13 protein-coding genes are annotated in these 15320 nt (G+C 74.3%); 8 read left to right on the top strand and 5 right to left on the bottom strand.

All coding sequences use genetic code 11. From position 1 onward, the window contains the following. Positions 1 to 8 precede the first annotated feature (8 nt). The 6 genes from IRX98_RS11010 to IRX98_RS11035 all read left to right on the top strand — a co-directional run bounded on the left by IRX98_RS11010 (position 9) and on the right by IRX98_RS11035 (position 6846). Positions 9 to 1481: a xanthine dehydrogenase small subunit gene (locus tag IRX98_RS11010; protein WP_224276663.1), complete on the top strand. Its 1473-nt coding sequence runs from the start codon at positions 9 to 11 to the stop codon at positions 1479 to 1481. After that, positions 1478 to 3913, top strand: a complete 2436-nt coding sequence (locus IRX98_RS11015; protein WP_224276665.1) for a xanthine dehydrogenase molybdopterin binding subunit — start codon at positions 1478 to 1480, stop codon at positions 3911 to 3913. Before IRX98_RS11010 ends, IRX98_RS11015 begins: the two co-directional genes overlap by 4 nt. Beyond that, positions 3913 to 4725 (top strand): xanthine dehydrogenase accessory protein XdhC, encoded by an 813-nt coding sequence (xdhC, locus tag IRX98_RS11020; RefSeq protein ID WP_224276667.1) that lies wholly within the window; start codon positions 3913 to 3915, stop codon positions 4723 to 4725. Before IRX98_RS11015 ends, xdhC begins: the two co-directional genes overlap by 1 nt. Next, positions 4722 to 6068, top strand: coding sequence for a guanine deaminase (guaD, locus tag IRX98_RS11025; protein ID WP_224276669.1), 1347 nt, complete (start codon positions 4722 to 4724; stop codon positions 6066 to 6068). The genes xdhC and guaD overlap by 4 nt, the downstream gene beginning before the upstream one ends. Positions 6069 to 6078: 10 nt before the next feature. After that, complete coding sequence (locus tag IRX98_RS11030; RefSeq protein ID WP_224276671.1) at positions 6079 to 6567, top strand: acyl-CoA thioesterase; 489 nt, start codon at positions 6079 to 6081, stop codon at positions 6565 to 6567. 102 nt (positions 6568 to 6669) lie between these two features. Further along, positions 6670 to 6846, top strand: a complete 177-nt coding sequence (locus IRX98_RS11035; protein ID WP_224276673.1) for a hypothetical protein — start codon at positions 6670 to 6672, stop codon at positions 6844 to 6846. A gap of 33 nt (positions 6847 to 6879) precedes the next feature. On the opposite strand, the gene IRX98_RS11040 is transcribed toward IRX98_RS11035, so the two are convergent. The 3 genes from IRX98_RS11040 to IRX98_RS11050 are packed head-to-tail and all read right to left on the bottom strand — an operon-like array spanning position 6880 to position 8889. Next, positions 6880 to 7581: a hypothetical protein gene (locus tag IRX98_RS11040; protein WP_224276675.1), complete on the bottom strand. Its 702-nt coding sequence runs from the start codon at positions 7579 to 7581 to the stop codon at positions 6880 to 6882. Further along, a complete protein-coding gene (locus IRX98_RS11045) occupies positions 7578 to 8381 on the bottom strand; it encodes a hypothetical protein (RefSeq protein WP_224276678.1) in 804 nt (267 codons plus the stop codon). The genes IRX98_RS11040 and IRX98_RS11045 overlap by 4 nt, the downstream gene beginning before the upstream one ends. After that, positions 8374 to 8889, bottom strand: coding sequence for an RNA polymerase sigma factor (locus tag IRX98_RS11050; RefSeq protein ID WP_224276680.1), 516 nt, complete (start codon positions 8887 to 8889; stop codon positions 8374 to 8376). Before IRX98_RS11050 ends, IRX98_RS11045 begins: the two co-directional genes overlap by 8 nt. A gap of 170 nt (positions 8890 to 9059) precedes the next feature. Here IRX98_RS11050 and IRX98_RS22635 point away from each other — a divergent pair, with 170 nt between their 5' ends. Beyond that, complete coding sequence (locus tag IRX98_RS22635) at positions 9060 to 9971, top strand: class I SAM-dependent methyltransferase (RefSeq protein WP_224276682.1); 912 nt, start codon at positions 9060 to 9062, stop codon at positions 9969 to 9971. A 13-nt stretch (positions 9972 to 9984) separates the two neighbouring features. Beyond that, positions 9985 to 11136: a signal recognition particle-docking protein FtsY gene (ftsY, locus tag IRX98_RS11060; protein ID WP_224276684.1), complete on the top strand. Its 1152-nt coding sequence runs from the start codon at positions 9985 to 9987 to the stop codon at positions 11134 to 11136. A 116-nt stretch (positions 11137 to 11252) separates the two neighbouring features. Here the strand turns inward: ftsY and IRX98_RS11065 are convergent, their stop codons facing one another. After that, positions 11253 to 14240 carry a glycosyltransferase family protein gene (locus tag IRX98_RS11065; RefSeq protein WP_224276686.1) on the bottom strand — a complete coding sequence of 996 codons (2988 nt, stop codon included), beginning with the start codon at positions 14238 to 14240 and terminating at the stop codon, positions 11253 to 11255. Next, complete coding sequence (locus IRX98_RS11070) at positions 14230 to 15156, bottom strand: rhamnan synthesis F family protein (RefSeq protein ID WP_224276688.1); 927 nt, start codon at positions 15154 to 15156, stop codon at positions 14230 to 14232. Before IRX98_RS11070 ends, IRX98_RS11065 begins: the two co-directional genes overlap by 11 nt. Between the last annotated feature and the right edge of the window lie 164 nt (positions 15157 to 15320).

Below are 15320 nucleotides of genomic sequence, written 5' to 3' on the forward strand. Positions count from 1 at the left end.
CTGTGACGATGGAGATGCACGTGAACGGCCGGCAGCGCGAGCTGCCCGCCCGGCCGCACGTCAACCTGCTCGACTACCTGCGCGGCCTGGGGCTGACGGGTGCCAAGGAGGGGTGCGCCGAGGGGGAGTGCGGTGCGTGCGCCGTCCTCGTCTCCCGCCCCACCGCCGACGGTGACGGTGCGACCTGGACCGCCGTCAACTCCTGCCTGCCGGCGAGCGTCGCGCTGGCCGGCCAGGAGGTCGTCACGGCCGAGGGCCTGGGGTCACCGGCGGCGCTGCACCCCGTGCAGCGCGAGATGGCCGAGCGAGGAGGGTCGCAGTGCGGCTACTGCACGCCCGGGTTCGTGTGCAGCATGGCCGCGGAGTTCTACCGGGCCGACCGCACGCCGGTCGACGAGGGGCACGAGCCGCAGGAGGAGCACGGACCCAACGGCTTCGACCTGCACGCCCTCTCGGGCAACCTGTGCCGCTGCACCGGCTACCGCCCGATCCGCGACGCGGCGTACGCCCTCGGGGAGCCGTCACCGGGCGACCCGCTCGCCGAACGCTGCGCGGCACCGGCCCCCGGACCGGTCGTCACCGACGCCTCCGACGACAGCGGCCGCTACGTGCGACCCGCCTCGCTCAGCGAGGTCCTCGACCTGCTCGCTGGCGACCCCACGGCCGTCCCGGTGGCCGGGGCGACCGACCACGGCGTCGAGGTGAACCTGCGGGGCCGCCGCGACCGCCTGGTCGTCGGCATCGACCGGCTGGCCGAGCTGCGCGGGCTCGAGGTCACCGACCACGCCGTCGAGATCGGAGCCGCGCTCACCCTCACCGAGGTCGAGGAGCGACTGGCCGGCCGGGTCCCGCTGCTCGACGCGCTCGTGCCGCAGTTCGCGTCCCGGCTGATCCGCAACGCCGCGACGCTCGGCGGCAACCTCGGCACCGCCTCGCCCATCGGCGACGCCGCGCCCGTCCTGCTCGCTCTGGACGCCTCCCTCGTGCTGACGCACGCCGACGGCGAGCGGGAGGTGCCGCTAGCCGACTACTTCACCGGCTACCGCGAGACCGTACGCCGACCCGGTGAGCTGATCCGCGCCGTCCGGGTGCCGCTGCCCACCGCGTCGCTGACGGCGTTCCACAAGGTCGCCAAGCGACGCTTCGACGACATCTCCTCGGTCGCGGTGGCCTTCGCCCTCGACCTCGGCGCGGACGACGACGGCGCGCCCGTCGTACGCCGTGCCCGGATCGGTCTCGGCGGCGTGGCCGCAGTGCCGCTGCGCGCGCTGGCGACCGAGCAGGCGCTCGAGGGCCGTCCCTGGACCGAGGAGACCGTCGCGCACGCTGCCGGCGTGCTGCGCGGCGAGGGAACGCCGCTCAGCGACCAGCGCGCCAGCGCCGACTACCGCAGCGCCATGCTCGGCAACGCCCTGCGTCGCCTGTGGGCGGAGTCGCAGGAGCCAGGGCCCACCACCGCGGGCGGGGGAGCAGGCCGATGAGCGAGCTGTCCCGCCGTCCCGACGAGGGCGTCGTCGTGGGCCGGGCCCTGCCGCACGAGAGCGCCGGCCTGCACGTCACGGGCCACGCGCTCTACACGGACGACCTCGTGGCGACGCGCTCCGACGTGCTCCACGCCCACCCCGTGCCCGCACCGCACGCGCACGCGCGGGTGCTCCGCCTCGACGCAGCCCCGGCCCTGGCCGTGCCCGGTGTGGAGCGCGTGCTCACCGCCGCCGACGTCCCCGGCACCAACGACTCGGGCGTCAAGCACGACGAACCCCTGTTCCCCGACATCGTGATGTTCCACGGCCAGGCCGTGGCCTGGGTGCTGGGGGAGACCCTGGAGGCGGCGCGGCTCGGCGCGGCCGCGGTGGTGGTCGACTACGACCCGCTGCCCGCGGTGCTGACCCTCGCCGAGGCGATCGAGGCGGGCTCCTACCAGGGAGGCCGGCCCACGGTGGAGCGCGGTGACGTCGAGCGTGGCTTCGCGGAGGCGGCCCACGTGTTCAGCGGTGTCACCGAGATGGCGGGGCAGGAGCACTTCTACCTCGAGACGCACGCCTCGCTGGCCGTCGTCGACGAGGCCGGGCAGGTGTTCGTCCAGTGCAGCACCCAGCACCCGACCGAGACCCAGGAGATCGTCGCCCACGTCCTGGGGCTGCGCAGCCACGAGGTCACCGTCCAGTGCCTGCGGATGGGCGGCGGGTTCGGTGGCAAGGAGATGCAGCCGCACGGCTACGCCGCCGTCGCCGCCCTCGGCGCCGTGCTGACCGGGCGTCCCGTGCGGCTCCGGCTCACCCGGCAGCAGGACGTGACGATGACCGGCAAGCGCCACGGCTTCCACGCCGAGTGGCGTGCGGGCTTCGACGCCGAGGGCCGATTGCTCGCCCTCGACGCCACCCTCACCTCCGACGGCGGGTGGAGCCTCGACCTGTCCGAGCCGGTCCTGGCCCGGGCGCTGTGCCACGTCGACAACGCCTACTGGCTGCCGCACGTACGCCTCCACGGCCGGGTGGCCCACACCCACAAGACCTCCCAGACCGCGTTCCGTGGCTTCGGCGGTCCGCAGGGGATGCTGGTCGTCGAGGACGTCATCGGACGGTGTGCGCCGCTGATCGGGCTCGACGCGCGTGAGGTGCGTCGCCGCAGCTTCTACGTCGACGGCCAGGAGACGCCGTACGGCCAGCCGGTCCGGCATGCGGATCGGCTGGCAACCGCGTGGCAGCAGCTCCACGACGAGGCCGACGTCGCACGACGCCTCGAGGAGGTCGCGGCCTTCAACGCCGCGCACCCCCACACCAAGCGGGCGCTGGCGCTCACGCCGGTGAAGTTCGGCATCTCCTTCAACTTCACCGCCTTCAACCAGGGCGGCGCCCTCGTCCACGTCTACAAGGACGGGTCGGTGCTGGTGAACCACGGCGGCACCGAGATGGGCCAGGGCCTGCACACCAAGATGCTCCAGGTCGCCGCGACCGCGCTCGGCGTGCCGCTCGAGCTGGTGCGCCTGGCCCCCACCCGCACCGACAAGGTGCCCAACACCTCCGCGACCGCCGCCAGCGCCGGGGCCGACCTCAACGGCGGCGCCGTCAAGGACGCCTGCGAGCAGATCCTGCGCCGCCTGGCGGAGGTCGACGCGGGCCGCGGGCTGCCGTGGCGCGACCTGGTCCAGGCGGCCTACTTCGCGCGCGTGCAGCTCTGGGCGGCCGGCTTCTACCGCACCGAGGGACTCCACTGGGACTCCACCGCGATGCGCGGGCACCCCTTCAAGTACTTCGCCTACGGCGTCTGCGCCGCCGAGGTGGAGGTCGACGGCTTCACCGGAGCCCACCGGACCCGGCGCGTCGACATCGTCCACGACGTCGGCGACTCCCTCTCGCCGCTCGTCGACCTCGGCCAGGTCGAGGGCGGCTTCGTCCAGGGGGCGGGGTGGCTGACCCTGGAGGACCTGCGCTGGGACACCTCCGCGGGGCCGCAGCGCGGACGGCTCGCCACGCAGGCCGCCTCGACCTACAAGCTGCCCTCGTTCTCCGAGATGCCCGGCGACTTCCGGGTCTCCCTGCTCCAGCACGCCCACGAGGACGGCGCGGTCTACGGCTCCAAGGCCGTGGGCGAGCCGCCTGTGATGCTCGCGTTCGCGGTCCGCGAGGCGTTGCGGTCCGCTGCCGCGGCCTTCGCCCCCGACGGCGGCGCCGGGACCTCGGTCGACCTGGCGTCTCCCGCGACACCGGAGGCCGTCTTCTGGGCGGTCGAGGACGCCCGGTCCGGCGACCCCGACCGCGCCCGCCTGGTGCGGGGCGGGACCGGTGTCGTGCCGGACCAGCCCGGTCCCGAGGAGCCGGCACTGCACCCGCGCTCCGAGCAGGTGCAGCGCGACCTGCTCGGCCGTGAGCCTGGCTCCGACGGCTCCCGGTCCGCGCCGGTGGAGGCCTGATGTCCTGGATCCGTGCCGTCGCGGCCCTGCGCGAGCAGCGGCTGCCCGGGGTGCTCGTGACCGTCGTCGCGGTGCGCGGGCACGCCCCGCGCGACCCGGGGGCGCGCATGGTCGTCGGGCCGGACCGGGCCTGGGGCTCGGTCGGCGGTGGGAACCTCGAGGCGACCGTCCTCGACCGCGCCCGGGAGCTCCTGGCGTCCGGCTCGACGGCGGTGGAGCGATGCCGGTTCGACCTCCACGAGCGGGCCCGCACCGACCACGGCCGGCAGTGCTGCGGTGGCGAGGTCGAGGTCCTGCTCGAGCCGCTCCCGGTCGTGGCCTCGGTCGCGGTGGTCGGCCTCGGCCACGTCGGCCTCGAGCTCGCGCGGCTGCTCTCGCGCCACGACATCGACCTGCACCTGGTCGACTCGCGTGCCGCCCACGTGGACGCCGTACGTGACCACCCGGCCCTCGCGGACGCGGAGGCCGCAGTGCACCTCCACCATGCGCCCCTGCCCGAGGTGGCGCTTGGGCTGGTGCCGGCCGGCACCCACCTGCTCGTGATGAGCCACGACCACGCCGAGGACCTCGCGGTGTGCGACGCGGCGCTGCGCACCGGTCCGGGCCACCTGGCCTCGATCGGCGTCATCGGCTCCGCCGCGAAGGCCCGCAGGTTCGCCAAGGCGCTGCGCGAGGAGGGACACCCGCCCGACGTCGTCGCGCGGGTCCGGTGCCCGATCGGGACCCCGGGGCCCGGCAAGGAGCCGGCGGTGATCGCCCTCGGCGTGGCAGCCGACGTGCTTGGACTCACCGGAGCGGCGGTCACGCGGTGACCCTCTTCCGGGCCCGCGTGCTCGACACGCCGGAGGACCCGTTCGTCGGCGACCCCCGCGACCCGTCTCACCTCCGGGCCGGCGAGGACGTCGGGATCGTGGTGGAGGACGGCACGATCACAGAGCGCGACGACTTCGGCGTCGTCCGCGCGGCGCACCCCCACGAGGCCGTGATCGACCTGCGCGACGGCTGGCTGCTGCCCGGCCTGGTCGACACCCACGTCCACTACCCGCAGGTGAGGGTGATCGGCGCCCTCGGGATGCCGCTGCTGGAGTGGCTCGAGCGCTGCGCGCTGCCCGAGGAGCAGCGGCTGGCCGACCCCGCCTACGCCGCAGAGGTGGCCACCGAGTTCGTCGGCTCGCTCGTCGCGGCGGGCACCACGACAGCGCTGGTCTTCGGCTCGCACTTCCCGGCCGCCGTCGACGCCTTGTTCACCGAGGCGGCCCGCTACGGCCTCCGGATCACCAGCGGCCTCGTGGTCTCCGACCGCGGCCTGCCGGAGCCGCTGCTCGTCGACCCGCGCCGCGCGGCGGCCGATCAGGCGATGCTCGCGGCGCGCTGGCACGGTGTGGGCCGGGCGCGCTACGCCGTCACACCGCGCTTCTCCTACTCCGCCTCGGACGCCATGCTCGACGCCTGCGCGGAGGCCGCGGCCTCGGTGCCCGACGCGTGGTTCACCTCCCACGTCAACGAGAACCCCGCCGAGGTGGCCGAGGTCGGGCGCCTGTTCCGCAACGCCGAGCACTACGTCGACACCTACGACCGCCACGGCCTCCTCGGGCCGCGGTCGGTGCTTGCGCACAACGTCCACGCCAGCGACGCGGAGCTCGCCGTGCTCGCGGCGGCCGGCAGCGCCGTCGCGCACTGCCCGTCGTCGAACTCCGCCCTGGGCTCGGGGCTGTTCCCGATGCGCCGGCACCTGGCCCACGGCGTCACCGTCGCGCTCGGCTCGGACGTCGGGGCCGGGACCGGCTTCTCGATGTTCAAGGAGGGCCTGCAGGCGTGCTTCGTGCAGGGGCTGCTGGGCGCCGAGGGCGTGGCGCTGTCGGCGGCGCAGCTGCTGTGGCTCGCCACCCGCGGCGGTGCCCGCGCGCTCGGCCTCGACGACCAGGTGGGCGACCTGTCGGTGGGGCGCCAGTTCGACGCGATCTGCGTACGACCCCGCGGGGGCACCGCGCTCGACATCGGCCTGCGGCATGTCGGGTCGCCCGCCGAGGCGCTGGGCAAGATCTTCGCCCTGGCCGGTGACCCCGACGTGGCGGACGTGTGGGTGGGGGGCGAGCAGGTCGCCGCCGCGGGGTTGCGCCGTCCGGCTCACGTCGGGGGACGACCCGCTGGCTAGGGTGCCGCGCATGAGCGGGACGACGGGTGACCAGGGCCAGCGGCGCGTGCCCACGCGCGAGTCGTACGTCGTGTGGCGCACCGCCACGACCCGCTGGCGCGACGACGACGCCTACGGCCACCTCAACAACGCCACCTACTACGAGCTCTTCGACACGGCGGTCAACGCCTACCTCTACGACGCCACCGGTGTCGACGTCCGCGCGCTGCCGCAGATCGGCGTGGTGGCCGAGACGGGCTGCCGCTACTTCCGCGAGATCGGCTTCCCCGAGCCCATCGAGATGGGGCTGGTCGTCGACAGGGTGGGGACGAGCTCGGTGGTCTACCGCATCGGCCTGTTCCAGGGCAGCTCGGAGCAGGCGGCGGCCGAGGGGCGCTTCGTCCACGTCTACGTCGACAACTCCCGCGGCGCCGGCGACCGGCCGGTGACACCGATCCCGGACGTCGTCCGCGACGCCGTCGTACGCCTCCTGCGACCGGACGCACCCCCGGAGGGGTGACGGTCACCACCCCGACGCGCCGGTGCCGGACGGCGATGCCAGCAGCCGCCGCGCGGTGTGTCATGTTGGGGACGACCTGACCGGACCACCTCGGAGGAACCCGTGCTCGCGATCATCCTGATGATGACCCTCGGCGTGCTCGTCGCCGCAGCCGTGGCCGTCTACGTCGCCTACCCCCACCGCGGCGAGCAGATGCCGGTCGTCCCGCAGCTGGGCGACGCGATGCGCAAGGGCGTCGACTCCCTGCCGACCCTCGAGGACTCCGAGTCGCGCGGCTGACGTCGCACGACCTGCCACATCGATCGACCGTGCTCAGCCCCGCGGGACCAACCGGGCGCTGCGCACGAGCGCCATCAGGACGTCGTCGCGGGCGGCCCGCCGCTCGAGCGCGCGCTCCCCGTCGAAGGTGCTCGCCTGGCCGACCACCCAGGTCCCGTCGACCTGCCGGAAGAGGTAGCGCTCGAGGGCGCCGGGCGAGTCGTCCGAGCGGTCGCCGGCGAACAGCATGGATCCGTCGCGCTCGACGTTGACCTCGTGCACCGGCCCACCGTCGACCCGGTAGGTGCGCCTCAGCACGACCCGTACGCCCGGGTTGGAGCTCAGCCACTCCACGACGTCGTCGGGACGGGGACGCAGCTCCTGGGTCTCGGGGTCGTGCACCTGGGTGGGGGTGTAGAGGAAGAGGTCCGCCCACGGGACGTCCTCGGCGCCGGTGCCCGCCACGCCGAGCAGGTGGAGGCGTCCGGCGTAGGCGGCGTCGACGCGGAACCGCTCGGCTCCGTCCAACGTGGTCCGGATGGTGTGCCTCGGCGTCGTCACCTCGAACGTCTTGCGCTGGGGTGCTGCCGCCTCGGTGGTCGGGGTCTCGACCTCCGCGCTGGACGCGGACGGGCTCGGCGTGGACGTGGGCGTCGCTCGTGGAGTGGCGTCGGCTGCGTCGTCCGCGCACGCGCCCAGCGAGAGCACCGTCGCGAGTGCGGCCAGGGTGGCGGCGCCACGGGTGTGGATGTTCATGGGAGGGGCCTTTCGTCGAGTGAGGCGATCAGGGCGCTCGCGGCGCCGCCGGGTCCCGAGGCACGCTCGGGGTAGGCGACGACCAGGACCGTGCGGTCCGTGTCGTCGACGGGCACGTGGATCAGTGCTCGCTCGGAGGCGAGGAGCTCAGCGGGTTCGATGCCGGTGCGGCCGAGCAGGACACAGGGCGAGGAGCCGCACTCGGGCGGTGGGGTGGTCAGGGGCGTCCCCACGCCCACCTCGAGCACCCGCCACTGCTCGCCAGCGACGACGACCGTCCGCTGGGAGCGGACGTCGAGCCGGGGGTGGCTGGTGAGCCAGCCGACCAGGTCGGTCGGGACCTCCAGCGCATCGGCCTCCTCGGGGCGTGCCGCGGCCGGGTCGTAGACGGCGTCCCACCGCTGGATGTTCAGGCGGGTGCTGCCCCGGTGGAGCGAGAGCCAGCCGGGCTCCCGTGCGGCGAGGGTCCACCGGGAGTCGGTCGTGGAGAACCGGTAGGGCAGCCCGAGGACCGCGGCGTCGTACGTCCGGTCCGCGAGGAGGGGCCCGGGGTAGGGCGGCAGGGGCTCGGCCGGGACGAGCTCCGGCGTCATCACCGGTTGCGGGGGCGTGGGCGGCCCCAGGTCCGCGACTGCGCCGACCACGGCGACGACGGCGGCCGCCACGGCCGCGGCCGCTGCGCTGCCGGCCAGGCGCCGCCGCCGTCGTACGCGGACCGCGCGGCTCCAGGCTGCCTGCATGTCCGGAAGGCCGGTCGTCACGTCGGCGCCCTGTCGCAGGACGTCCGCCAGGTCAGGCATGGGGGACCTCCAGGTCCTCGATGGCGAGGAGGACGCGCAACCGGTCCACCCCACGCGCGGTGAGCTTCTTGACCGCGCTGGGACTGACGCCCATCAGGTCGGCCACCTCGTCGACCGGCAGGTCCTCGAAGTAGCGCAGGATGACGGCCGTCCGCTGCCGCTCGGGCAGCGATGCGACGGCTGCGCGCACCATCCAGCCCTCGTCGTCGCGCACGGACGTCGGGCTCGTGTCGCCGCCGGTGTCGGCGGTGTGGCGACGGCGTACGGCAGAGCGGCGGTGGTGGGACGTGGCCAGGTTCAGCGCGACGCGGGTGACCCACGCCTGGGGAACCTCCAGCGACCGCACCTTGCGCCAGTGGACGCAGACCTTCACCAGGGTCTCCTGCGAGAGGTCGCGAGCCGTCTCGACGTCGCCGGTGTGCAGGCTCAGCAGCCGCACGAGCCGAGGGTGCTCGGCGTGGCAGAACGACTCGAGGTCGAGGGGCGGCTGCGTGTCGCGGGTGAACACGGGTGCTCCTCTCGTCCGGATGAATCGTCACACCTCATGACGCGCGGGGCAGGCGGCCCGGACACCCCCACGCAGCTGGACCAGACCACCTCGTGCGCCGCTGCGCCCGACCTCCCTCGCCCGCGGCGTGGCACCGCGCACGGGCGCCGCCGAGGGCTAGCGTGCAAGGCGTGACCGGCTCACGGCACGACCAGCACCGGGCCTACTGCGCGGCCTGCGGGACGCGCGTGACCCGGGAGTTCCGCCCTGGGCCGAACGGACGCCCGGGGGCGAAGTGCCCGAGGTGCGGGAGCCTGGAGCGGCACCGCTTCCTGTCGCTGCTCCTCGGCGCGCTCGGACCCGACCTGCGCGACCTCGACACGGTGGTGGAGATCGCGCCGTCGCGGCAGTCCACGCCACTGATCGACCGGCTGGGCGCCCGGAGGCGGGTGCGCCTCGACCTCGGCCACGACAAGCGGGACGTCGACGCGCTCGCCTGCCTGACCGCGCTGCCGCTGCGCGACGCATCCGTGGACCTCCTCGTCTGCTACCACGTCCTCGAGCACGTGCCGGACGACCGCGCGGCCATGGCCGAGATCGCCCGCGTGCTCAGTCCGCGCGGGCTCGCGCTGCTCGAGGTGCCGCTCAGGACGGGCGTGGCCACCGACGAGGACCCGACCGCATCGCCGGAGGAGTGCCTGCGCCGCTTCGGCCAGGCCGACCACGTGCGGTGGTACGGCGACGACGTCGACGAGCGGTTCTCGCAGGCCGGGCTGGCGACCCTGCGGGTCACTCCGCCAGCGCTGCTCGGTGAGGCGGCGGTCGAGTGGTTCCACCTGATGCCGCACGAGGTCGTGTGGATCGCCCGGCCCGGAGAGGGAGCGGCGTCACCGATGACGGCGTGCGGCACGTCGGGACTGTCGGCGGCCTTCGACGCGGTCCTGGGCGAGCTGGGGCGCACGCGCGAGCAGCTCGAGCGGGCGCGGGCCCGCGGCGAGCGGCTCGCGGACGAACGGGACGGGCTGCGCGCCCGGCTCGACCAGGTGCCGGCCCCGCACGAGCCCACGGTGCTCTCCCGACTTCGGCGCGTGGCCCACCTCTGATTGGATTGGCCCCATGGGTGCCCTGGGTGAATGGCTCTATCTGATCGTCGCCATCGCGGTCGTCGGCGTGCTGACGCTCGCCGGCCTGCTGACCGCGGGTCGACGCCGTCGCGTCGAGCCGCCAGCGGGCGGCACCGACGTCATCGCGCCGCCGCCGACCGAGGGCGAGGTCGCCACCGAGGCGCCCCCGGAGCCGGCGGTCGACACGGCGGAGCCGTCGGTCGAGGCGCCCGCGCTGGAGAAGCCCGAGGGCACGGCGTCGCGCATCGTGCGCCTGCGCCAGCGCCTCTCCCGCTCGCAGGGCGGCCTCGGCAAGGGCCTGCTGGCCCTGCTCAGCCGCGACCGCCTCGACGAGGACACCTGGGAGGCGATCGAGGACACCCTCCTCACCGCCGACATCGGCGTCGCACCCACGCAGGCCCTGGTGGAGCGGCTGCGTGAGCGGCTCCGCGTGGAGGGCGGGCAGGCGCCCGACCCGCGCGCGGTGCTGCGCGAGGAGCTCATCGAGCTCGTCGGCACCGACATGGACCGTCGCGTCCAGGTCACCGGCACCGACGGCAAGCCGGGCGTGGTGCTCGTCGTCGGCGTCAACGGCGCCGGCAAGACCACCACGGTCGGCAAGATCGCGCGCATCCTCGTCGCCGAGGACCTCACCGTCACGCTGGGCGCGGCCGACACGTTCCGCGCCGCTGCGGTCGACCAGCTCGCCACGTGGGGCGAGCGCGTCGGCGTCGAGGTGGTCCGCGGGCCCGAGGGCGGCGACCCCGCGAGTGTCGCCTTCGACGCGGTCAAGCACGGCGTCGACCACGGCGTCGACACGGTGCTCGTCGACACCGCCGGCCGCCTGCAGAACAAGGCTGGCCTGATGGACGAGCTCGGCAAGGTCAAGCGCGTCATCGAGAAGCAGGCGCCCGTCACCGAGGTGCTGCTGGTCCTCGACGCGACCACCGGCCAGAACGGCCTCATCCAGGCCCGCGTCTTCAGCGAGATCGTCGACGTCACGGGCATCGTGCTGACCAAGCTTGACGGCTCCGCCAAGGGCGGCATCGTGGTGCAGGTCCAGCGCGAGCTCGGAGTGCCGGTCAAGCTCGTCGGCCTCGGCGAGGGTGCCGACGACATGGCGCCGTTCGACGCTGCGGCCTTCGTCGACGCCCTCCTCGGCTGACCGGGCACTTCCTCGCGCCACACGACGCTGACCGGGCACTTCGTGCCGCAAGGCGGCGCCGTGTCGCGCGGAACGAAGTGCCCGGTGAGCGCCTGTGTGCGGAACGAAGTGCCCAGTCAGCGGCGGGCGAGGATCGCCCGCACCGCGTCGTCGATGAGCGTCTCGGCGCGCTTGTCGAAGCTGTGCTCGGCGATGATCCGGGTGGCGATCCGGCGCCGGGCATCGTCGTCGGGGAAGGCGTCGTACGGCGGCTGCACCAGGCGGGCCAGCTCGTGCTCGTTGTCGAAGGGGACCACGAGCCCGGAGAAGGTCTCCTCCAGGCCGTCGATGCGGTCGCTGAGGATCCGGGCGCCGCAGGCCGCGGCGTCGAAGAGCCGGTTGGAGGCGAAGCTGTCGCGACGCATGTCGAGGTGGTGGTCGTTGAGCACGATGCCGGCCGAGGCGTAGAGCGCACCGACCTCCTCGTTGGCCACGCCGCCCGACGCGATCTGCTCGCGCTCGACGAACTCGGTCCAGTCGTTGCCGTGGAGCGTGAGGTCGGCACCGATCGCGAGCGCACTGCGGACGGCGTAGCGGTAGACGCCTCGCGAGTTGCCGACGAACAGCAGCGCGGGACCGGTGTCGGGCTCGGCGCGGTCGGGGTGGAACCAGCGGGTGTCGGTGCACTGGAGCAGCGGCTCGATCCGCGGGCCCCAGGCGCGCGTCATCCGCTCCGACCAGCTGGTGCTGGCGGCGTAGACCAGGTCGAAGGCCGCGACCTCGTCGGGGTCGATCATGTCGGGGTGGCTGATGATCCACTCGACGTTGAGCAGCCCCGGCCTCGGCGTGACCCGGTCGAGGCCGCGCAGGACCAGCAGCACGTCGTCGTGGTCGCGGGAGTCGCGCTCGCGGGCGTCGCGACGGTCGATGGCCACGTGCTGGCCGCGCCGCTCCAGCGCGTCGGCGAGCGAGCGGGCGAAGTAGGTGTCGCCCCAGCGGTCGCCGCGCGGCGCGGCCGGCGCGGCGATGTCGACGGCCCAGCGCAGCCGCGGCGGTGACTCGTGGATGCCGTCGAGGGAGCGTACGACCAGCTGCGGCACCAGCACGGCGGGGGCGTTGCGGTCCTCGGGGTCGGCCGACACCCGGCGCTGGCGCTCGTCGGTGACTTCCAGCCCGGCGCGCAGCAGCAGCTCGGTCGCGAGGTCGGGCGAGTCGTGCGCCGCCTGCGCGGTCGGGCGCAGCGACGACAGTGCTCCGATGAGCTCCTCGGCCCCGGCGTACGCCGTGCGCGAGGTGATGACGGTGTCGGGCACGACCACGGCGTGACCGAGCCCGGCCTGCTCGGCCCGCAGGCCGAGGTCGGTCTCGGCGAGCACCGAGTGGAAGCGCGCGTCGAGGCCGCGCAGCGCGAGCACGGTGCTCGTGCGCAACCCCACCACGGGGGCGGCGGGGGCGGCGACGGCGCACTGCCCGATGCGTACGGCGTCGCTGGAGGGCAGGCCCGCGAGGAAGAGCTCGGGGTGGGGGTTGTCCGTGCCGAACCGCGCGCCGGCGCTCAGCACCACGCCGTCGAGGTCCACGACCAGGGGCTGGGCCACCGCGACGTCGTCCTCGCGGAGGACGTCGGCCAGGCGCTGGGCGATCGGCTGTCGCGGCGGCATCGCCTCGGGCCGGACCAGCAGCACCGTGCTGCCCGTCGCCTGCGCGAGCCCGACGTTGGTGGCTGCCGACATCGAGACCGCCGCCGGCACGGACACGAAGCGCGCTCCGGCGATGACCGAGGCGATCGAGGCCGCCAGGACGTGGTGGGCGCGGCGCAACCGGACCCCGACGAGGATCAGCTCGGCGCCCTCGCGCGGCACCGAGCCCAGCCACTCGACGGTGCGTCGCGGCTCGGGACCCACCGGCATGACGTGGCTGACCAGGTCCTCGGAGGTCTCGCGCGCCGCGGCCGCCTCCCAGTCGACCAGCTGGCGCTCGAGCACCACCGATCCCCAGTCGTCCCCGTGCCCGACCGGGACCGGCTCGGGCCGACGCAGCACGGGTACGTCGACCGCCACCGGCTCGCTCGTGCGCGTCAGGCGCAGCAGCAGGTCGCGCTCGACCGCGCCGCCGAGGGACTCGTCGAAGCCGCCCACGTCCGCGACCGCGTCGCGGCGCAGCAGGGCGGTGGTCAGGTCGACCGGGCGGCCGCCGAGCAGCTCGTGGCGCGAGCGGCCCACGGCGCCGATGCCGGCCAGGACGCATGCGGCTCCGGTCTGCCGGGCGTGCGCGAGCAGGTCGCCGAGCATGTCCGGCAGCCACTCGCGGCCCAGTGGGAGGAACGCCACGTGGTCGGCCGTGCCGTGCTCGAGGGCGACGTTGAGGGCGCGGGCCTCGCCGCAGCGCGACTCGCGCACCAGCGTGATGCGGTCGTCGAAGGCCGCCATGCCGTGGAGGACGGCTGCCGTGTCGTCCACCGAGCCGCGGTCCACGGCGACGAGGTGCCAGTCGGCGAAGGTCTGGGCCTGGAGCGAGGCGACCGTGCGGTGCACGAGGGGGCCGGCGTCCTGGGTGGCCATCACGACCGTGACGGCGGGCGAGGAGCCCGCGCCGGGCGTGAGGGCGGGCGTGGGGCCGACGAGCTCGGGTCGCTGCACCACGACCTCCTCGCGCCAGCCGGCAGCGGCTTCGATGGCGGCGGCCCGGTAGGTGCCCCACGACACCCGCTTGGGCAGGATGCGCGTCGGCAGGGGCGTCCCCGGTCCGGACACCGACAGCCAGTAGGACAGCGCGCCGTAGGGGTGGTGCCGCGCCTCGGGGTGGGCGGCGAAGATGATCCGCGGGTCGACCAGGGGGTGGGGGGCGATCCGGTTGCGGCGTCGGCGCTCGGCGACGTACCAGAGCGCCGGGTGCTGGCCCAGGCGCTGCCAGGAGCGGCGCCGGCCGATCCACTGCGCCTCGAAGAGCGGGTGCGGCGACACGTCCCCGGCCTCGACGACCGCGCGGGCGGCCTCCTCCGGTGAGTCGAAGGGGGTGCCGAGCTGCGCGGCGACGTAGTCGACGTCGACGAGCCCGGCCTCGACCATGACCTGCGCGGGGTCGTCGAACCTCACCTGCCCCGCGCGGCGACGATCACCGCGCATCCGAGTACCTCACCCGCGGGAAGAGCGGCTCGAGCGCCAGCGGCGTCGGCAGCAGCCGCTCGGTGTCGCGCAGCGGGTAGTGCTGGGCGGTCTCCTCGAGGAACTCGCGCACGCCCTCGAAGCGCTGGGGGAAGCGGCGCTCGCACAGCTCGAGGAGCCGGTCGGCGTCGAGGTTGTAGGGGTCGTAGCGCAGGGTGTCGATCTTGACGTAGGGCAGGCGGGCGTTGTCGAGGACGCGGTCGGCCAGGCTGCGGGCCGGGTTCCACGGCTCGTTGGCGCGCTCGCGCCACTCGCGCACCTCCGCGCGTGTCCGGGGGAAGTGGGAGCGGTGCGCGGCCCACCACCGCATCCGCTCGCGGGCGATGCGTCGGTCCTCGGGCGTCTCGACGAAGTAGGTGTCGGAGACGAACCCGGCGTCGTAGAGGCGCCGCGACATGCCGACCTCGTAGCGGCGGATCACCTGGCGGCGCTTGGAGATCGGCTCCATCTCCTCCCAGAAGGCGGTGAAGGCGCGCGAGTCGACCACCCACGGGCGGAAGGCGATGAAGAAGGACTGGATGTGCGGGGCGACGCGCTCGGCGCCGGTGAGGCCCCAGAAGTCACACGGCCGCGACGCCATCTCCTCGAAGACGCGGTCGTAGGAGTCGAGGGCGAAGACGTAGGTGTCGTTGCAGACCACCACCTCGTCGTACGCCGTCAGGTCGCCGGCGGCGTCGAGGCCGACCTTGTAACTGAAGAAGTCGTAGCCGTAGTTGGCCCGCTCCACCAGCACCGCGCGCTCGCTCAGCCAGGCGCGGGCGGAGTCCTGGAGCTGGGCGGTCGTGCAGACCAGCAGGGTGTCGACCGAGGCGGCCAGCGCCTCCACCTGCCCACGCACGTGCGGTCGCAGCTCCCCGGCGACGTCGTAGTGCGCCATCACGGCCAACCTTGACGGACGCTGTCTGGACACGGCCGAACACTAACAAGGCTGCTCCGCGGCCCGATCCGTTCACACACCCGTAACACGACGCATCATTCCGTTGCCTGCCCGCAACATCCGTCGCGGCCTCGTGAAACCTCCTCCCAGCAGGCTGCGGACCA

The organism is Nocardioides lacusdianchii (assembly GCF_020102855.1).
Taxonomy (GTDB): Bacteria; Actinomycetota; Actinomycetes; order Propionibacteriales; family Nocardioidaceae; genus Nocardioides; species Nocardioides lacusdianchii.